The sequence below is a fragment of the Microcoleus sp. T2B6 genome (genome assembly GCF_036700475.1).
GTDB lineage: Bacteria > Cyanobacteriota > Cyanobacteriia > Cyanobacteriales > Microcoleaceae > Microcoleus.
The window spans coordinates 22,466-42,157 of the sequence record NZ_JAUBOZ010000003.1 but is presented as its reverse complement, the minus strand read 5'-3'; the positions used below and the strand labels follow the sequence as shown (position 1 = coordinate 42,157).

At 45.4% G+C, this 19,692-nt stretch carries 12 protein-coding genes; 6 read left to right on the top strand and 6 right to left on the bottom strand.

The window, feature by feature from the left end; genetic code table 11:
• Nucleotides 1–59 precede the first annotated feature (59 nt).
• Nucleotides 60–1,001 carry a pentapeptide repeat-containing protein gene (locus tag QUA00_RS01985; protein ID WP_333408530.1) on the bottom strand — a complete coding sequence of 314 codons (942 nt, stop codon included), beginning with the start codon at nt 999–1,001 and terminating at the stop codon, nt 60–62.
• Between the two features lie 210 nt (nt 1,002–1,211).
• On the opposite strand from QUA00_RS01985, the gene QUA00_RS01980 reads away from it, so the two are divergent.
• Nucleotides 1,212–1,712, top strand: coding sequence for a pentapeptide repeat-containing protein (locus QUA00_RS01980; RefSeq protein WP_333408529.1), 501 nt, complete (start codon nt 1,212–1,214; stop codon nt 1,710–1,712).
• A 201-nt stretch (nt 1,713–1,913) separates the two neighbouring features.
• Here the strand turns inward: QUA00_RS01980 and QUA00_RS01975 are convergent, their stop codons facing one another.
• From QUA00_RS01975 to mrdA, 3 genes are all read right to left on the bottom strand, one after another.
• Nucleotides 1,914–2,588, bottom strand: coding sequence for a pentapeptide repeat-containing protein (locus tag QUA00_RS01975; protein ID WP_333408528.1), 675 nt, complete (start codon nt 2,586–2,588; stop codon nt 1,914–1,916).
• A gap of 334 nt (nt 2,589–2,922) precedes the next feature.
• Nucleotides 2,923–3,996 (bottom strand): pentapeptide repeat-containing protein, encoded by a 1,074-nt coding sequence (locus QUA00_RS01970; RefSeq protein WP_333408527.1) that lies wholly within the window; start codon nt 3,994–3,996, stop codon nt 2,923–2,925.
• Between the two features lie 416 nt (nt 3,997–4,412).
• Nucleotides 4,413–6,227, bottom strand: coding sequence for a penicillin-binding protein 2 (gene mrdA / locus QUA00_RS01965; RefSeq protein ID WP_333408526.1), 1,815 nt, complete (start codon nt 6,225–6,227; stop codon nt 4,413–4,415).
• A 224-nt stretch (nt 6,228–6,451) separates the two neighbouring features.
• Between mrdA and QUA00_RS01960 the strand changes: the two genes are divergently transcribed.
• Nucleotides 6,452–6,811: a phage holin family protein gene (locus tag QUA00_RS01960; protein ID WP_333231078.1), complete on the top strand. Its 360-nt coding sequence runs from the start codon at nt 6,452–6,454 to the stop codon at nt 6,809–6,811.
• Nucleotides 6,812–7,071: 260 nt separating this feature from the next.
• Here the strand turns inward: QUA00_RS01960 and QUA00_RS01955 are convergent, their stop codons facing one another.
• Entirely contained in the window at nt 7,072–7,749 is a 678-nt protein-coding gene (locus QUA00_RS01955; RefSeq protein WP_333139584.1) for an N-acetylmannosamine-6-phosphate 2-epimerase, read from the bottom strand.
• Nucleotides 7,750–8,037: 288 nt separating this feature from the next.
• Nucleotides 8,038–10,587: an ATP-binding protein gene (locus QUA00_RS01950; protein WP_333408525.1), complete on the bottom strand. Its 2,550-nt coding sequence runs from the start codon at nt 10,585–10,587 to the stop codon at nt 8,038–8,040.
• A 700-nt stretch (nt 10,588–11,287) separates the two neighbouring features.
• On the opposite strand from QUA00_RS01950, the gene QUA00_RS01945 reads away from it, so the two are divergent.
• The 4 genes from QUA00_RS01945 (at nt 11,288) to QUA00_RS01930 (ending at nt 19,110) form a co-directional block, all read left to right on the top strand.
• Nucleotides 11,288–12,574 (top strand): chemotaxis protein, encoded by a 1,287-nt coding sequence (locus QUA00_RS01945; protein ID WP_333408524.1) that lies wholly within the window; start codon nt 11,288–11,290, stop codon nt 12,572–12,574.
• A 202-nt stretch (nt 12,575–12,776) separates the two neighbouring features.
• Nucleotides 12,777–14,699 (top strand): response regulator, encoded by a 1,923-nt coding sequence (locus QUA00_RS01940; RefSeq protein WP_333408523.1) that lies wholly within the window; start codon nt 12,777–12,779, stop codon nt 14,697–14,699.
• Nucleotides 14,700–14,969: 270 nt separating this feature from the next.
• Nucleotides 14,970–18,440 carry a PAS domain S-box protein gene (locus QUA00_RS01935; RefSeq protein ID WP_333204460.1) on the top strand — a complete coding sequence of 1,157 codons (3,471 nt, stop codon included), beginning with the start codon at nt 14,970–14,972 and terminating at the stop codon, nt 18,438–18,440.
• Nucleotides 18,441–18,723: 283 nt separating this feature from the next.
• Nucleotides 18,724–19,110, top strand: coding sequence for a response regulator (locus tag QUA00_RS01930; RefSeq protein WP_333106528.1), 387 nt, complete (start codon nt 18,724–18,726; stop codon nt 19,108–19,110).
• Nucleotides 19,111–19,692: the final 582 nt, after the last annotated feature.

Genomic DNA, 19,692 nt, shown 5'->3' with positions numbered 1-19,692 from the left:
GCTCTGCGTAAGTCCTGTTTTTTGAAACAGATGTAACTCCTACGACTAATTATTACAATTTAAAATTCACCCTCCCTAATCTCACCACGCCAGTGGTAAGTAGCACTCGTTGGACCCTGGATAAATTCTCCATCTGTCCAAGTAGTCTGGTAAAAGAATACATCTCCTTGGAGACCACCAGAAAGACAATTTTTAGCTCCCGAAAAGTTGCTTCCTATGAATTGAGAATAACTCATGTCAACTCCTGATAAATTAGCCTCTCTCAAATCGCAATAAAAAAAATAGACACCCAACCAATCTTCATCCCGACTAAATCGAGCATTTCTGAAATCAGAAAATATAGCCATTCCCAAGCCAACATTTTCCAAACAAGCACAACTAAAGTTGACATAGCTTAAGCGAGAACGACTCAGGTCAATATCACGCAAGTCAGCACCGCTCAAATCTACACGATGCAATATTTTATCCTGAAAAATTCGCTCGCCTTCGCCATAGCGCCGGAGCAATTCTTCAGCAGACAACGTTCTGTTTAAATCGTTTTGAATCCTGCCGTCAGGCATAGTCACTTGATGAAAAATAGTCTGCTCTGTTGTTTTAATATCCGTCAAATTGGCATCAGTCAAATTAGTGTCAATCAGCACAGCACCCGTCAAGTCGGTACCCGTCAAGTCGGCACCTGTTAAGTCGGCACCAGTCAAGTCAACATTAACCAATTTAGCATTCCTGAGATTGGCATTGCTCAATTTTGCCTTAATCAGTAAGGATTGATCCAGCCATACTCTTTCTAAGTTAGCATGGCTCAAGTTAGAATTAATTAAATTAGCCCCCCCCAAACTAGCGTCTTCCAGATTAGCACCGATCAAGTTGATATCAACCAGGAAAAACTCGGAGAGATGAAAATTATTCAGATCGAAACCCGAAAAATTTCTCTCTCCAGCTATATACCGTCTCCGTAATTCTCGCAGGTCGTAGATTCTCGTTGACTCTTTTTCGTCCACCACTGTTTTTTTCCATAGGAAATATTAGTTAATATTAGCAGAACTATTATGAAATAGGTTGGCACATATCTAAATATTCAACACATTACAGTTCCTTTAACAGTAAGGTGCGTCAGTTTGTAGCGATTCAATGGGCATCCAAAATCATCTAAGCTGACGCACCCTACTACTTTACTTATTTTTTAGTAATTGAGATTTAGGAGAAGACGACCTATGCCAGGACTATTCTGGAGAGAAATGAGTGCCTCCGAATTGCTCGATCGTTATGCTGCTGGGGATCGAAACTTTGCTGGGATTCGTGTTAGTGCGTTCATATATTTGGAAGGAGCCATCTTGAGCAATGCCAATTTTTGCGGGGCTTTTCTGGAGGGTTCGATGATTGGAACTGACTTCACTCGAAGTTACCTGATTGGAGCCGAATTGGCTGAAGTGTCTCTGGAGGACGCCATCCTGCAACATACTCGCCTGGATGGAGCTACCCTCGCTCAATCGATCCTCAGTGGAGCTGACTTGACCCATGCTAGGTTGGTACGTGCCGAGTTAGATGAAACCCTGGTGGAGAAGACCAACTTGTATCGCTGTAATTTGTTCGGTGCTTCTGGTGTAGACATCGAATACTGGCTGGAACAAGAATGTATTTTCTGCCACACTATTATGCCCGATGGCAGTGAGAGGAATGATGGGTGCCAACGTCTAGGTATTTGTGTCTCTTAATTCACTTGGAGCCCCTGTTACAGCGGCTCGTGAACTTTCTTTATATTATTAAATCAACCAACGTAGGCGGGAAAACTTGCTAGGCCTACCAGGCTCTTGACTTTTAATAAAATTGAACTAATCTTCATCTTCATTAATACTGCATTTACTAAAGAGCAATATTAGTCGATCGCCCTTTTGACGTGCTATAGTAGCTATGAATTAGTCTTCACTGTTCCAAATAGCCCCATCAGGCATGATGGTATCTTTAAAGTAAACGTCTTTGAAAACAACCCTTCCAGGTTTGTGATCGTTAACTTCACTTATTTCAAAGTCAGTGCCAAAGAAGTTAGCTCTCGTCAAGTCACACTTATAAAAACCCACCCCCTTTTGAAACTTAGCATCCTTAAAATCACTATCAATTAAGTCACAAAAACCAAACCCGGTGTCAATCATTTCGGCTCCACTAAATTTGCATCTACTCAAATTAGTCATGTGAAAACCAGTCTCCTGTAAGTCACTTCTGCTGAAATTTGCCCCAGTCAAATCCGCTCTGCGAAAGTTAGCCCGCCACAGACAAGCTCCGCTCAGGTTAGCCCCACTCGAATCCGCATCTTCAAAATGTGCGTAGGCCAAGTCAAGGTCGCTCAAATCTGAGCCACTAAAATTGATTCCTTGTCCGTAAAAAACCAGGGCTTCCAAGTCACTTTCCCTGAAGTTAGCTCCACTCAAGTTCACTCCACTTAAGTAGCGCTCATTAGACTGCTCGTGGCTCAACTTCACTTGAATCAGAGAAAAGTCTCTCTCCCCTGCCTCATAGCGCCTCAGCACTTCTTCCAACCACAACTGTTTTCTACTGTTGCATATTCTCATCCATTCTGCTTCTTCTTCGTTCATGACTTTATTTCTAGAATCTGTTGAGAATAAAAATGTTGATATTACTAAAATAGCTCAATCTTTGAAAAACAGCAAATACTTATACCAATTCTCCAAACTCTTGCAACTATTATGAGTTTTTGGTTTGTTTACGCTCACGCTTCCGGTAAGGTGCGTCGCTCAAAGATTGTGGATATTATTTAAAATTTAAGGGTGGCGACGCACCCTACAGCTCAAGAAAGTGCAGAAGGTTCTTCCACAATAGCTCACCTGCTGGCTGAAATAGACTTTGTTGAAATCGCAATTCCCGTCGGATTGACCGTCGAACTCACGTTTGAGGAGAAGTCTATTTACTTTAGCTATTGTTTCGCACGCTGCCATCGGGCATCAGGGTTTCCTCAAAATAGCAATCTCGGAAGTCGCCCCCGAAAACACTATCTTTCACACCAAAATCGGCTTCCCGGAAGTCAGTTCTGGTCAACTTGGCTTTTTCAAAATAAACACTGTGCAATCTAGCTTTCTTGAAGGTTGCCTCCGTCAAATTATTGCAGATAAAGCTGAAACTGCCTATTCTTGCCTTATTAAATTTGGCTCTACTGAAATCGGCACACCAAAAACTCCCCTCAGAGAACCCAGCTCCCGTCAAGTCGGCTCCGCTCAAATTGGCATGGGCAAAAACTGATTGGAAGAAACGGGTTTCCCGCAAAATAGCATTGCTCAAATCTGCTCCTTCAAAATTGCTTTGATCGAAATCAACCCTAGTCAAGTCAGCCCCCCGCAAAATCACTCCATTCATGTAGGGTCCGAGCTCTAGGATACTACTATTACGCAAAATAATACCGCTCAAATCCAATCCTTTTAATTGTCCGAGATCCCAAGACCTGCGTTCCCGGCTGCAATTGGGACTCTCTACTATCAAGCCGCTGAAATTTCTTTCCCCAGCCGCATAACGATTGATGATATCTGTAAACAGAATCCTTTGCATTTGGAAAATAGCGGTATCTATCTGCGCTCCCTGAAAGTTAGCACCTTCAATATTCGCGTCAACCAAGAATGTTATGCTAAAATTTGCCGATGTACAATTAGCATCAATCAACTGAACATCACTCAAATCAGCTCCCCACAAATTAGCGCGAGCCAGATTAGCACCCTCCAAGTCAACCTCTAGTAAGTCAGCATCACTGAGGTCAGCTTCTTCTAAGCAAGCATTACTTAAGTTAGCGCGACTGAGATTAGCAGTGCTCAGGTTAGCTTGAGCTAGATTGGCTCCGCTGAGATTGGTTTCTCTCAAATTAGCACCTCTCAAATCAGCGCCACTGAGAGCGATGCCACTTAAGTTCATGTTTGCTAGATTGGCATCGACTAAGCTGATTCCCGAGAAATCTCTCTCGCCATCGGCATAGCGTCTGAGCAATTCTTCAGCGTCCATAACTATCCTAGTAAACGTCTTTTATGTTTACACTATCCATCATACTTTATTCACGCAGGAGCGATCGCGCCTCTGCTTGTATTAGGCCAATCTTGAAAAGTCTTGCTACAATTATCAATTTTATACAAATTATCTTTCGTTGGCATCCCAAGAGCCGGACACGACAATGCCGTTTCCCCCCTCGTAACTCAACTCTTAAATTCTGGAATGAGTCTGGAACAGGTAGCGCAAATGATGAATTTATCAACCGTGGAAGTGAGACGATTGGTAGGGGAAAACTTTTGATCGATCGCACTTTCCCAAGATATCAAGGATAGTGCGATCGAAGTATGGGACAAACTGAGAACAGTCAACAGCCAACAGCCAACAGTCAATAGTCAACAGTCAACAGCCAACAGTCAACAATTAACTAATGACTAGAGAGGCTTATTAGTAGGCTTAAAGCCCTGCTTTTGAAAATAGGTTCGGAATACCTCTTGAGCAATTGGTGCCGCCGATACAGAACCAAATCCGCCGCCTTCAACTATAACTGCGATCGCCACTTCCGGTTTGTCAGCGGGAGCAAAACCCACATACATAGAATTGTCAGGATGACCGGGCATTTCCACCGTCCCAGTCTTACCAGCACTTAAAGGAATAGTACCATCATTCAGGCGTTTGCCAGTACCTTTTTTCACCACGTCAATCAATCCCTGGCGAACAACATTCAAAGTTGCAGGCTTAATACCTGTGGGAACTTTTTTGGTAATAGGAGTGTTGGTTTGAGAAGCCAATAAATGCGGCTGAACTCGATAACCGCCATTAGCAACAGTTGACACCATCACAGCCAATTCTAGGGGAGTACAAAGTACCAAACCTTGACCGATCGACATTGTTACTGTATCGCCAACGTACCAATCTTCACCATACATTTTCTGTTTCTCTGCTGGTATCGGAACTTGACCGTGATTGGCGGATTCCAACCCCAAAAGGTCTAAATTAATAGTACCGCCAATGCCCATCGCTTTAGCCCATTTCGCCATTTGTTCGGGACCTGCAGCCATACCTACTTGATAGAAAAACGTATTGCTGCTGTAGGCTAAAGCATCGCGGAAACCGATAACGCCGTAACCGCCACTGTGTTCGTTAAAAGAAATTCCGCCGATGTTAATTGAAGAAGAAGTGGCCAAAGTCGAGTCAGGAGAAAACTTGCCCGACTCCATCCCCGCTATAGCAGTGACAATTTTAAAAGTGCTACCGACTGGATAACCTTGAACGGCTCGATTTAAAAACGGTTTTTCTGGCCCTTGCAGTCGATCCCATTCTGTTTGAGTCACCTTGCGGGTGAAAATATTGGGGTCAAATGTCGGCCAACTAGCCATTGTTAAAAGAGCTCCGGTTTTTACGTCGATCGCGACAACTGCACCCAGGCGATCGCCCAAAGCTTTTTCCGCAGTTTTCTGCATATCTAAATCTAAAGTTAGCTGCACCGGTTTGCCGGGAATAGGGTCTTTGACACCTAAATCTTGGATTTCTTCGCCCTTAGCATTCACCTCGATTAAACGGTTTCCCCAAACGCCCTCTAAAGTTGAATTGGCTAATTTTTCCACTCCCATTTGACCGACGATCATTCCCATAGGATATGCAGGATTAGCTTTTAATTGATCTAAACTAGCTTCGCCGACGTACCCCAAAAGGTGAGCTGCTAATTGCTGGTTGGGATTGTCTCGGCTCGATTCTACGCGAATTTCAACTCCCCGCAAAGTATTAGCTTGTTCTCCCAACGCGACGAAAGTACCGACATCGATATCCTTACTAATTCGCACTGGCAGGGCCGATCTGTAGCCAGCGGCATCGATTTTTTTGATAATTTCGGCTGCCGGAAGTTTGACGATCGGGCCCAGTGTAGCGGCGATCTCTTGCCACTCCTTGGCCGATCGCTCTTTTGGCCACACATAGACCGATCGAGATACGCGGCTGGCCGCAAAAATTTTGCCGTTGCGGTCTAAAATTTGACCGCGAGTCGCTGGGACTGAAACAGGGCGAATGCGGTTATTTTCCGCCCGCTGTCGGTTGTAGGCTCCCTGTACCAGTTGCAATTCGGCTAGACGAAATATTGGTAGCGCCATCAAGGTAGTGACGAGCAGCATAAAAATCATAACTTGGAGCGATCGGCTGCGTTGCCGTGAAGCATTGTCCAAGCCATTTTTGTCGAATCGGACTTTAGAGTTAAAAGAAAAATCGCCAGCCATATTAATTAATCTGCTCTTTTTATTCAACTAACAGGTTGATACGGGCCCCATCCGGATGATTGGGCAGATGATTACAGGGATTATAACTTCTAACTCTTTAGTAACAGACATAAATTCTGTCGATTGGCAGACGAATCAGCCGGATTGTTTAATTAAGGTATATAAGATATATGTTAAATATCAGGTTTTTCTGACAATTCAACTGTTAAGGAGGTAGGGGCGCTGTGGAACCGATCGATTTTTTGATTGCTTGGCTGGTGACGGGCAGCAGCTTGCTGCTAATTTCTCAACTCCCGATCGGCGTAGAAATTGACAGCACACCGAAAGCAGTAATTTCCGCTGCGGTTTTGGGAATGTTGAATGTTTTAATTTTGCCAATTCTGAAAGCAGTTTTTTTCGTGCCGAACTTGCTGACGCTGGGATTGCTTTCTGGCGCGTTTGCTTTTGTAATAAACGTGATTGTTTTTGCCTCGGCTGCGAAGCTAGTTGAAGGATTTAGCTTGCGGATGGGTCTTTGGAGCGCGGTACTGGGGGCGATCGCCTTAGCTGTAGTTAGCAGCTTTATCAACGGCGCACTGATTTAGCAACTTCCCCGGATAAAGGGCGATTGAAATCGCCCGATATTTCCCACCCTTAGCTGGCGCGTTTCCTGTGCCTACAACCGATTTCTATCGCTGAATATTTCTTCTCCCTTCTTCCTTCAATCCGTTACATCCGTTACATCCGTCGAGCGAATCCGTTGCCGAACTTCCTTCAATCCGTTACATCCGTTAAACAATCCGTTGCCGAACTTCCTTCAATCGGTTACATCCGTTACATCCGTCGAGCGAATCCGTTGCCGAACTTACTTCCCCATCAGCGACTTATAGGCTGTCACCTTAAGATCGATCCCAGTAATATCTGTCCCCACAACAACAGCCACCGCTCCTAAATCCAAGGCTTTTTTAGCCATTTCCGGCCCCGATATCCCGCCTTCGCAGATAACGGGAACCTTAAGCTTTTCTACCATTTCCGCAACCAAATCAAATCCCGGCGGCGACAAATTTTCCGTCTGGGCAGTGTAGCCAAAAAGAGTAGTTGCTACAGTATCTGCACCAGCTTCGGCTGCCGCGATCGCAGCTTCTATTGTATCTACATCCGCCATCACTAATTTACCCAATTCGCTGTGAATTTGCGCGATTAATGTCTTTAAATCTTCGCCGCCAGCAGGACGGTTTCTCAGAGTAGCATCAACGGCGATAATATCGGCTCCAGAAGCGGCGATCGCCCGCGCGTCTTCAAACCGAGGAGTAATGTAAATCTCGCATCCCGGCAATTGCTGCTTCCAAATCCCAATTATGGGAGCGGATATCTGTTTTCGCACCGCTGCAATGTGAGCCGGAGTGTCAATCCGCACGCCCGATGCACCTCGATTGATAGCGGTTCGAGCCATTGCCGCAATTACGATCGGATCGTGCAGCGGCGAATCAGCAGGTGCTTGACAAGAAACAATTAATCCTGTAGGAATTTGACAATTAATCATGGGGAATTGCGGATGGGGAATTGGTAATTGGGAATTACAAATTATACCAGTTCAAAAAAAGAATGTAACTGTAGACCATATCCCAACCTATATCCAATGAGTCAATCGATTTTAGATTTTAGATTTTAGATTTTAGAGGCGACCCCACGGATAAATGCGGGGGCAATAAGTGATTTTCGATTTTCGGTTTTGGATTGATTCCACGGATAAATCACGTGGCGGGTACCACCTTTGAAATTAGTGGTCATTCCCCAATCTAAAATCTAAAATCTAAAATCTAAAATTGTATTACCCATTACCAATCCCAGCCATTAAAGAAATAATTTTGTCCAGCAATTGCTCAGGGTGAATCGGTTTAGCCAAACAATCGTTAGCTCCCGCCGTCACGAAAGATATCTGATCGGCGGGGATTTCATTAGCGCTTAAGGCCAGAATTTTGATATTTTCAGTAGCGGGTTTTTCGCGCAGTTGGTGAATTATTTCGCAGCCATTCATACCGGGCAAACGCATAGCGACGATCGCAGCATTGGGCTGCAAAAGTTCAATTTGTTCCACCGCCGCCGAACCTTCAATCATCCACACCACTTGCATTCCTGCGACTGTCAGGATATCGCAAATCAGCATGGCAGTTTCTTCATCTTCTTCGACGAGCACGAGGCTGCCCCGCAAGGAGGAAGAATGCAGCGGTAAAGATGAATTCGATTTTTCATATTTAAATTTTGTGGATTCATCTTTGCTTTGAGTTTGGATTGGTATAAAAACGGTAAAAGTAGAGCCGACATCAACTGTAGAGTTAACTTCGATCGCACCGCCGTGAAGCTCTACTAACTGTTTAGTTAAAGCCAATCCCAGACCGGTGCCGCCGTATTCGCGGCGGTAGGGAGAATCTAACTGCTGGAATTTTTGAAACAACAGCGATCGCTGATTTTCGGGAATTCCAATGCCGGTATCTTTGATTTGAAAAACAGCGGTGCTGCCAGCAGGTGCCGTACCGGGCTGCCGCACTGCAGGCGTTCGATTTTTATCTTCTGTCACCCAAACTCGCAGGATGACTTGCCCGCCTTCGGGAGTAAATTTAATCGCATTTCCTAAAAGATTGAAGAGAATTTGTCTCAAGCGGCGCGGGTCAGCGATGAAGCGATCGCACTCTTGTTTTATCCGCTGTTCTTGCAGCAGTTCCACGCCTTTAGCCGCAGCTTTTTCTTTGAGGGCGTGCAGGCTCTGAGAAGCTAATTTAGAAAGTGAAAATTCACTAATTTTTAATACTGCTTTTCCCGCTTCTACTTGCGATAAATCTAAAATATCGTTGATTAATTCTAATAAGTGGTCGCCGCTGTCTCGGATAGTTTGCAGGTACTGCCGCTGCTTTTGCACTGGCACTTCTTTACTGCCAACTTTGCCGTAAGACCACCGCAGCAGCGTGTCGGAAATGCCGATGACGCAAGTGAGAGGAGTCCGCAATTCGTGGCTCATAGCTGCCAAAAATTCGCTCTTGGCGAGGCTGGCAGACTGGGCGGCAACCAGTGCATCGCGCAGTTCTCGCGTGCGCTCTATTACGCGCTGTTCTGAGGTGCGCTTTTGCTGCTGGACTTGTGCATAAAGTTCGGCTTGGTAAATGGCGATCGCCAAATGTTCTGCTATTTGTCGCAAAAATGTTTTTTTGCTTTCTTCCCACTCCCAAAAAGTACACTGGTGGGCAATTAGCAGCCCCCACAAGTCGTCTTGAACTACGATCGGCACTAGCAACTTTGCCCGCACCTTCGCCCGTCGCATCAACTCTAAAAAACAAGGCTGTGAAGAGTAAGTTGTTTCCACATCCGCGACGCACAAAGCCAAACCTTTGCGATATTTCTCTCGGTCAATGACTCCCTGGGTAAAACACTGCGCGTCTTCAGTAAAATTCAGTACAGACGAGATAGCATCGTTGGCTAAAGCTTCGTAGGTAACGCGACCTAAATACAAGTAAGACGCGGAATTTTCTTGGAGTTCGCCAGGTCCAGAAACCGCCGCAGGTATTTCTTTAGCTAACTCGCCCTTGTGCGGCGCGGACACTTTTTCAAATTGATAAATTAACAGGCGATCGACCTCCAAAAACTCTCGCACTTGCTCGACTGCTTTTGACAAAATTACAGGCAATTCCAAACTCTGGCGGATTTGAGTTGTCACCTGATTCAAAAGTCGCTCTTGTTCAAGCTGTTGCTGCAAAGCATCTTCCACTGGCTGACAAAATGAAATGCAGGGACTGGCAATTTGTAATTGATTGACGGCTTCGGCAATCTGGCTTTGTAGTGTTTCGGGATCTATAACTTTGGGTGCGGATTTTCCCTCTATTTCTGTTTGGCTGTGTAGGGGCGGGCGATTATTTGGGCTGGCATTGGCAGCGAGAATATCCAGCAAATTTAGGGTGAATTCGCTTTGGAGAACTGCCGAGTTGGGCTGTATATTTTTAATTGCTTGTTTGAGGGCGGGAATGTCAATTTGCCACGAGGGTGCGGGCGTTATTTCTGCGAGTTTGTCGGCGAGGGGAGACAGGAAATTGGCGATCGCCCCGGGGTCGAAAGTCAACTGCACATTCAATTGCGAATGGAGATTTTTTTCGCTGTGCTTGTGTCCGTTGGTTGCGAACTCATCTAATAGATTGCCCCGCAGCAGGGCGCTAAAATGCTCTGATACCACTGCTGCAAACCTTTCCGACGAATTTTCCAGATTTTGAGAATCAGCCATCGCATCGTCGGTGAGCCAAATCGCCCCTGGGATTTCAGCCATTTGCTGTAACAACTGGTAAGCAGCCTCAAAGGTTGCTAGCGGCAAAGTCCGATTTAAGGTTTTTGGTTTCAATCTAAATATTTTCCCGGTTGACAGTTAAAGAACAAAATTTGAATGCCCCTGTTGTGAGGACGGAACCTGGGGCACAACAGGCGTGGCCGATCCAACAAGTTGAGATGACAGTAGTCAGAAAGTAGGTAATAGAAGGCCCCAGGGTCCGAGAGCTAATTTCTCCCTATAAGTAGTAGTTCCGAATTAATTACACAATATTTCTACTGAAACCCTTGCCTAGCAAGGAGTCTTTATGTAATTAATTTTGTGTGGTTACTTAGTTGTCCTCTTTCTTCTGGGCTAGTGACCCCCGCTTCAGCGCTTTACGAGCGCGAAAGCGGTAGGAGGAAACGGGGGGAAGGGATACGGCTGTATAATCGATCGCTTCTGGTTGTGTTTGTGAACTGGGTTGTTGATGGAAACTAAGCAATTCCACTCCCATTGCTGGGGTGAAGTTAGCACGCGCCTTTGTTTTCTGAGCTGATTCGGCTAATGGCACGTCCTTAACCCAAATAAAAATGTTTAACCCTTAACGACAGAACATGGGACTAGCTACGTATCCGCTTGGTGTCATTACTGTCAGGCTGGTCAACTGAAAATGAAGTTTTAGGCGCGAAGCCCAGTCACTTCCGTGCTGGGTCGTTGACTACTTTCAACAATCTTATTCCAGTATAATATTAATATATAATTTGTTAACTTGTACTTAACACTATCCGGGTAAATGAGCAATCCAACTCAACTCACCCCCGATTTCACGATCGGACATCTGCCGTGTCACGACTTCCAAGTGAGCGCTACAACTCTAGGACAGGTAGTGGCTGAAAGATTTGAGCAAGAACCAGACCTGCCGGGAGTCATTATTACTCATGAATCACAGGTATTGGGCATGATTTCTCGCGTCAAATTTCGAGAGCAAATGAGTTTTCCCGATCGCGTAGAACTTTACGGGTCACACCCGATTCGAGCCTTGTTAGATTTTATTAGAATTCCGCCTTTGCTGCTTTCGGAAAACTGGAAAGTTGACGATGCCGTCCAAGCGTCTTTCCACAGGCACAAAGACTTGATTTATGAACCGATTATTGTGGTAAGGGAAGACCAGAGCCACCACCTTTTGGACGTTCATACTCTGGTGATTGCCCAGTCAAAACTTTTAGCGCAAGCTAACAAAGTTATTCAAAAATACCGAGTAGAAAGACACAAGTATTTGGCGCTACTTCAACAAGAACAGGCTAAGGTTCACGAATATAATGAGCTTTTAAAAATCCAACAACGTCAAACAGAAAAATTGCATACGAATCCCAGTTCCCAGCAAGTGGCACTGGTCAAACAAGCTGAAGAAATTGCTCAAATGAATCAGCGATTTGTGAGGATTGCGAAACTGATTTCTTCCGAAGGTCGCCAAGCATTTCAAGCTACTTTTCAAGGCGCTAATTCTATTTGCAACAATACAGATAAAATTTTGGGCGTGGGCAAAGCAATAGCTAATGATTTAGAAACGGTTAATCGCACTTCCCGAACCATCCGGGAGGCGATCGAACAAGTCAGGCATTTAGCAGTACAGGTGGCTGTAGTGACCAATCAAATGGGAAGTCAGCCCAGCGGTCTGAGCAAAGTGAGTCTAGAAATTGGCAGGCTGGCAAGTAAAACTTTTGAATTGGGGACTCAAATGGAGCAAATTGCCAGCCGGTTTAAACTTCGAGTTCACGAAATCACGGAGGCAGCAAGAGCGGGTGCTAATGTGGCTAAATCCGTGACGATCAAGATCGATCGCGCAGAAATGGCCCTGTTAGAGTTGGAAGAATTAATAGCGGAAAAAAATTTCAATTCCTTGACCGCTATCCAAGAACCTTTGGCAGGCATAAAAAGTGTTACCGCTGATTCTTTAGTTCGAGAGACAGAACACGCCGAGGTTACGGTTTCCGAGTTGGAAGACTTAGTTAAACATCAAGATTCCTCGCAATATCTGATTCAAAAGATTCAGCAGGCGCTGAAGTCCAAAAAGCCATAAAATTCCAGCGTGAATCTAATGAAATATTTGGAGAGGAAAACAAACAAAATAAAAATAATAATTGACTATTATCCTCTTTGTCAAAGACTATTTGTTATACTGAAGGTGGGGAATTTTTAAAGGGGGTTGTATAAAGGCTATTTAATTAGCCCCAAAAACCGATAAAAAGTTCTAAGAATAGTTGGAATGACAGGTGAGGTTTATGAAAATCCTGCTGGTAGAAGATGACACAGTTACAGTCAGTTTGCTGACTCAAGCGCTGGAGTCTCACAATTACAATGTGAATGCGGCAGCCGACGGTGAAACAGCGTTGCATTTGGTGCAGGCATACGATTACGACCTGATTGTTTTGGATGTGCTGATTCCTAAACTCGACGGCATTAGTTTGTGTCGGAAATTGCGATCGTCCGGCTGCCAAATGCCGATTTTACTGCTGACAGCGCTAGATAGCAGCAACGATCGAGTCCAAGGTTTAGAGGCTGGTGCAGACGATTATGTGGTCAAACCCTTTAATCTCGAAGAATTAATCGCTCGAATTCGGGCTTTGCTGCGCCGGGGTAAGGCAACTTTGTCGAGTACAAATTTAACATGGGAAAAACTGCAAGTCAACCCGGACACTACGGAAGTAACTTATGCCGAAAAAGTGCTGCACTTGACTCCCAAAGAGTACAATTTGCTAGAACTTTTCCTGAGAAATCCTCGGCGCATTTTCAGTCGCAGCGCCATCCTCGATCGCATTTGGTCGGCCGGCGAATTTCCTCAAGAAGAAGCCGTTACCGCTCACATCAAGGGGCTGCGGCAGAAGCTGAAAGCAGCCGGGATGACAGTAGATTTAGTGGAAACAGTGTACGGATTGGGCTATCGGCTCAAAAGTCTGCCGGAGGAGATTGAGAGCCAACAAGTTGGGCAGGAAACGGCAGAAACTGCTAAGACTCAAGAGACTTTATCTCCTGAATCCAGCGAGTCGAGCCAGGAATTAAACAAAGACGAGCGCCGTCTCAAAGTCTTGAATGCGATTGCCCAAATGCGGGAAAATTTAAAAGCTAATTTTATAGAAAAGGTGGCGATATTCGATCGCGCGATCGCTCAACTGAAAAACGGAAGCTTGGAGGGCGAAGTGCGCGAGGAAGCCCAGGCTCAAGCTCACAAATTAGTCGGTTCTTTGGGAACGTTAGGGCTGCCGAAAGGTTCGGAAGTTGCGCGCCAGATAGAACATTTGTTCAAGCCTGAAAACATCTGGAAACCGGATACGGCTCAGCAGATTGAAGGCTTTCTGCATCAGATCAAACAGATATTCGATCGCCCGTCGCCCGAACCAGAAGGCGATTTGGTTCCTGCGGTTTCCCAAAAGCGCCGAATGCTGATTGTTGAGGATGATAATTTTGGGAGCGATCGACTCAAAACAGTAGCATCCGGTTCCGGCTTCCAGATAGAAGTCGCCAACTCTCCGCAAGCGGCAAGAAATGCGATTTCTCAACAGCCTCCCGACGCGATTTTGCTGGATTTGACATTTTCCAAAGCTCAGGAAAACGGACTTTCTCTCCTAGCCGAACTCCTCCGTGAAAAACCCGAAATTCCGGTGATGGTTTTTAGCGGGCACAATCAATTGAGCGATCGAATAGAAGTTGCTCGTTTGGGAGCTTCGGGCTTTTTACACAAATCTATGCCCCCAGCAGATATACTCAAAGCAGTCGCCCAAGTTCTCGACCAGACCGGCCCTGCTGAAGCTAAAGTTATGGTGGTAGACGATGACGTGCATCTATTGGCTGCACTGCAAGTGATTCTAAAACCTTGGGGATTTCAAGTAACAACATTGGACGATCCCGAAAAGTTCTGGGAGGTACTCGAAACGACTTGTCCCGATTTGCTAATTTTAGATGTGGAGATGCCCGGTTACAGCGGTATCGAGCTGTGTTTGGCAGTTCGCAACGATTTGCGCTGGAGCAAGCTCCCCGTGCTATTTTTGACAGCTCATTCCGAATCGGAAATAGTGCGCCAAATGTTTGTCGCAGGTGCTGACGACTACGTGAACAAGCCGATCGTGAAACCGGAATTGATTGCTCGCCTCCTGAATCGTTTGGAGCGGACTCAACTGAGAAACAGACTGGCTCAGGCACAGCGCTAATCCCATTTTAGATTTAAAAAATTAAAGAATTAAAGAATTGAAGAAGTGGGAATGACTGATGAGATATGGGTTTCGATCGCGTACCTACACTTGTATTCTTTTTTTTTAATGGGATAACTAGGAGCAAATATGCAGTGCGTGTCCGAAACAACTCAGGAAGCCTTAGCCAAGACTGGGGATTGTTAGATTGTGTGATTGCGACGCGGTGCTGTTGATTGATGCTTGCCCGCCGATCGAGAACACAGGCTAATTTAGAGAAGTATTAATCAGATGAAAGCAATGGTATTGTCCTCAGACACAGGCACTCTCAATAACAGCGACTGCGAACTAATTTACGCCCCGGGTTCCATTCAACCTCACGGCATCCTTTTGGTGCTGGAATCTCCGGCGTTGAAAATTTTGCAAGTTAGCAACAATACTTTTGAGGCGATGGGCCTTTACCCCGAACAACTTTTGGATAAATTTTTAGAGGAATTTGTCGAGACTGAGGAAATTGAGGCTATTGAAAAAGCTTTATTTGAAAACGACCAACAACGTAACGGTATCAGATTATCATTCAAAAGTCAAGACCGCCAGTCTTTTTTTGAGGGGACGCTACATCAATCAAATTCAGCATTAATTGTTGAACTAGAGTCGGTGGTTTCCCCAAAAACGAGCGATTGTTTCAATTGTTATAATTTAGTCCAAGAGCCGATCGACAAAATCCACAAAACACCAAACCTGCAAGTGCTGTGTCAGACAGCAGTTGAAGAAGTGCGGAGGATCATCGGTTTCGATCGAGCGATCGTCTATCAATTTGATGCCACCGGGGCGGGACAAGTTGTAGCCGAAGACAAAGTAGAAAGTTTGGCTCCTTTATTGGGACTGCACTATCCGGCTACCGATATCCCCGCCCAGGCAAGAAACCTCTTCCACATGAATTTAATTCGGTTTATTCCCGATATTAACTGTCAGCCTGTAGAACTAATTCCTCACTGCAATCCGCTGACGGGTCGCCCTTTAGATATGGGTGGCTCTTTGTTGAGAACAGTTTCGCCTTGCCACGTTCAATATCTCAAAAATATGAACGTTGCCGCTAGCATGACAGTGACATTAATCAAAGATAAAAAACTCTGGGGATTGATCGCCTGTCACCACCCAACACGAAAGTATGTCAACTACGAAACAAGAACCGCTTGCGAACTGCTAGCCAAGTTTGTAAATCTAGAACTCAGCTACAAAAAAGATAGCGAAGACCGGGAATATGCAATTTATTTAAAAGCACTTTGCCAAAAATTTATTACGGAAATTTATCAAAAAAACTGCTTTGTAGAAGGTTTACTAACATACCGAGATGAATTGCTGGCTTTAGTGGGTGCTACTGGTGGAGTTGTGTGTGCAAATGAAAGTTTAACAACCATCGGGCAAACCCCGGAATTGGTAGAAATCGAAAACTTAATTGCTTGGATAAAAACTCAAATAAATAATGAGGTTTTTTATACAGATTCTCTCTCAAAACTGTATCCGCCCGCCGAGAAGTTTAAAGAAGTTGCTAGCGGTTTGCTGGTACTTGCCATGTCCGAGATGCAAAATTATTACATTTTGTGGTTCCGTCCCGAAGCACTTCAAACTGTCAACTGGGCAGGTCCACCAGAGGGGCAAATTGAACTTAAAGCGGATGGCAGCCGATTGATGTCTCCTCGCATTTCCTTTGAGTTGTGGCAAGAAACTGTGAGGTCAAAATCTTTGCCTTGGCAGCCGTGCGAAATCGAAATAGCCCGAGAACTTCGAGTTGCTATTACTAGCATTGAGTTGCGGAAAACCAATGAGCAACTCAGCTTAGCTTTGTCGGCTACCAAAATTGGATTTTGGGACTGGGACGTGCAGAAAAATCGCATAGTTTGGTCGAGGGAACACGAAGAGTTGTTTGGGTTGATCCCGGGCACTTTTGCCGGAACTTATCAAAGTTTTGCAGCTTGCGTTCACCCAGAAGATTTAAAAAGTATGGAGAATGCTATAAATCAGGCGATCGCCCACCGAGGAGATTTCTGTCACGAAATCCGCGTGGTTTGGCCCGACGGCAGCATTCACTGGATGGAGGGGAAAGGTAAGTTTTTTTACAACGAAGCCGGCGATGCAGTGCGGATGGTGGGAACAGTTACAGAAATTACCGATCGCAAAGCTAGAGAATTACAGTTGCGCCTGTTGGAATTAGTAGTCACCACCACTAACGACGCCGTGTTAATTACCGAAGCTGAACCGATTGAGGAACCGGGCCCGCGAATTCTTTATGTCAACCCAGCTTTCACGCGGATGACCGGCTATACGCTAGAAGAAGTTGTGGGCAAAACGCCGCGCATCTTGCAAGGACAAAAAACAGATCGCGCCAGTCTCCATCGAGTTCGGACAGCTTTGAAAACCTGGCAGCCGGTGCGGGTTGACTCGATCAATTACCGCAAAGACGGGACGGAATTTTGGGTAGAAATGAGCATTGTCCCCATAGCGGACAAAAATGGTGAGTTTACCCACTGGGTATCAGTGCACCGGGATATTAGCGATCGCAAATTTGCTGAAGCCGCCCTCCAACAGCTCAACGAACAGTTAGAAATGCGAGTTTTGCAGCGAACCAGAGAACTAGAAAGCTCTCAAGCAGAACTCCGGGAAAGCGAAGCTTTATTTCGCTCTCTGAGCGAGAGTTCCCCCGTGGGTATTTTCAAAATCGATACTGAGGGGAAATGTACCTATACAAATCCTCGCTGTCAAGCAATTGGTGGCTTCACACCGGCAGCAGCTTTAGGAAACGGCTGGATGCGGTTTGTTCACCGCGAAGACCTCAAACTAATTCTGTCTAAGTGGCCCCAATCGCGATCGCTAGATGGGGAATTTTCCTGCGAATTCCGCCACATCCAGCGAGACGGAACCATCCGGTTTTGTCGGCTTAAAACAGCTCCGATTTTTTCCGACAGAGATCAACTAATTGGTCACGTCGGCACAGTCACAGATATCACAGAAAGTCGGGCAATTGAAAAAATGAAAAATGAGTTTATTTCGATTGTCAGCCACGAACTGAGAACGCCGCTTGCCTCGATTCGCGGTTCTTTAGGTTTGCTGGCGGCTGGGGTACTAAAAAATAAACCGGAAACTGCCAAACAGATGTTAGAAATCGCTTCGAGCGATACCGAACGGTTAGTGCGTTTGGTAAACGATATTCTAGACTTAGAGCGGCTCGAATCAAGCCAAGTTATCCTCGTCAAGCAGTGGTGCGATGCCCAGGTTTTGATGCGGAAGTCTGCAGAATCTGTACTTTCTTTGGCTGCTGAAAATAACATTGATTTGTCGATTTTGCCCCAAACAGCAAAAATTTGGGCTGACCCCGACAGAATCGTTCAACTCCTGGTAAATTTGTTGAGCAATGCGATTAAATTCTCGGCTCCAGGGAGTACAGTAACTGTCAGGGTTGAAGATTTGGGCGATTCCCTACGGGATAGCTACGCTTCACGGGTTTTATTTGAAGTCAAAGATCGAGGGCGGGGGATTCCTGCTGATAAACTAGAAACTATCTTTGGACGGTTTCAACAGGTGGATGCTTCTGACTCCCGCCAAAAAGGAGGTACGGGTTTGGGTTTGGCTATCTGTCGCAGCATAGTACAGCAGCACGGGGGCAGAATTTGGGTCGAAAGTGTTCTCTCAGAAGGAAGCAGTTTCTATTTCACAGTGCCCGCACAGTTGGAAGGCGAAGGGGGAAAAAGTTTGGAGTTTTGAGATTGCTTTCATAAGACATCGCGAAAGCTAACGTTCCTCGCAACGCACGCGGGGAGAATGAGTTTGCAAGGGCTATATATCGATTTTTCTGTTCTCGGTTTAAGTAGGTGAGCGGCATAATATAGCAACCGCGCCCGACGATTAGGACGTTTTTAAGTGCTGAAACTGTTAATTTTATTGCTTCTTCCTTCTGCTATATCTGTAAAGAAACCCGGTTGATGAGGCAGCGTGCGTAAGTTTTTTTTCGGTTTACCATGATTAATTTAAAATTTGAGTTTTAATTATGTCAGCAAAGCGCATTCTGGTAATCGATGATGAAAAAAACCTCTGCAGCGTGATTCAGGCGTGTCTGGAACATTTAGGCGGCTGGACGGTACTAAGCGCGCCCGACGGCAGCCAAGGATTGCTTTTAGCTGAAACTCAACTCCCTGACGCTATTCTGCTAGATGTGATGATGCCGGATATGGACGGACTTACTCTGTTTGGTTTGCTGCAAAACAATGCGGCTACTCGCGGGATTCCGGTGATTTTCCTGACGGCTAAGGTGCAGGCGATGGATTTGAGCGAATTTGCTGATTTGGGGGTAGCGGGGGTGATTGCCAAGCCTTTCGATCCTTTGAGTTTGGCACAGCAAGTGGCGGAAATTCTGGGTTGGGAACCGTTGCTTTAAACTTGGGTAAAATGCGATCGCAGATAGGATATCAAACTCGGCATTTGAAACCGCTACTAGACAAACAAAGTCGGCCCAGCCCGACGGCAGAATCAAAGGGGCATTAAAGCCGGATGACGATCGAAAATCCCCTTTCTCATTCCCTTGATTCTTGCAAAAATCACGCAATTATGTTATTAAACCGGGTTTATGCGTCCAGGAAAGTTCTAGTTTTTCCTGCTATTTTCATAATTTCCTCATTTTTTTGATTTAGCTTTGAGATGGATCGGTGATTGGTTAATTTAAACTCTGATTCCCTAGAAGTTCTAGAGATGATCTCAGGGAGTCGGGGTTTTTTGTTACCTGCAAAGCCGATCGGCTAATACCATATTTACAGGCAGAATAACTCCTCCAGAAGTTACACAGATGGGCCTCAAGAACGATTTTTTTTAATCCGAGATCACAGATGCAGCGAAGTTTTTTGGTAAAAAACCCGGTTTCAGCTTGCTAATCCAAGATTTACGCCGAGTTCCCTCAGAAACCTGGTTTTTTAACCCCGGAGCACAGATGCAGCCAAGTTTTTGGCTAAAAAACCCGGTTTTT

Excerpts from the sequence above, each read along its gene's own strand:
- QUA00_RS01980 (WP_333408529.1), top strand. The coding sequence starts at position 1,212 with ATGCCAGGACTATTCTGGAGAGAAATGAGTGCCTCCGAATTGCTCGAT.
- QUA00_RS01975 (WP_333408528.1), bottom strand. The coding sequence starts at position 2,588 with ATGAACGAAGAAGAAGCAGAATGGATGAGAATATGCAACAGTAGAAAA.
- QUA00_RS01970 (WP_333408527.1), bottom strand. The coding sequence starts at position 3,996 with ATGGACGCTGAAGAATTGCTCAGACGCTATGCCGATGGCGAGAGAGAT.
- mrdA (WP_333408526.1), bottom strand. The coding sequence starts at position 6,227 with ATGGCTGGCGATTTTTCTTTTAACTCTAAAGTCCGATTCGACAAAAAT.
- QUA00_RS01955 (WP_333139584.1), bottom strand. The coding sequence starts at position 7,749 with ATGATTAATTGTCAAATTCCTACAGGATTAATTGTTTCTTGTCAAGCA.
- QUA00_RS01945 (WP_333408524.1), top strand. The coding sequence starts at position 11,288 with ATGAGCAATCCAACTCAACTCACCCCCGATTTCACGATCGGACATCTG.
- QUA00_RS01940 (WP_333408523.1), top strand. The coding sequence starts at position 12,777 with ATGAAAATCCTGCTGGTAGAAGATGACACAGTTACAGTCAGTTTGCTG.
- QUA00_RS01935 (WP_333204460.1), top strand. The coding sequence starts at position 14,970 with ATGAAAGCAATGGTATTGTCCTCAGACACAGGCACTCTCAATAACAGC.
- QUA00_RS01930 (WP_333106528.1), top strand. The coding sequence starts at position 18,724 with ATGTCAGCAAAGCGCATTCTGGTAATCGATGATGAAAAAAACCTCTGC.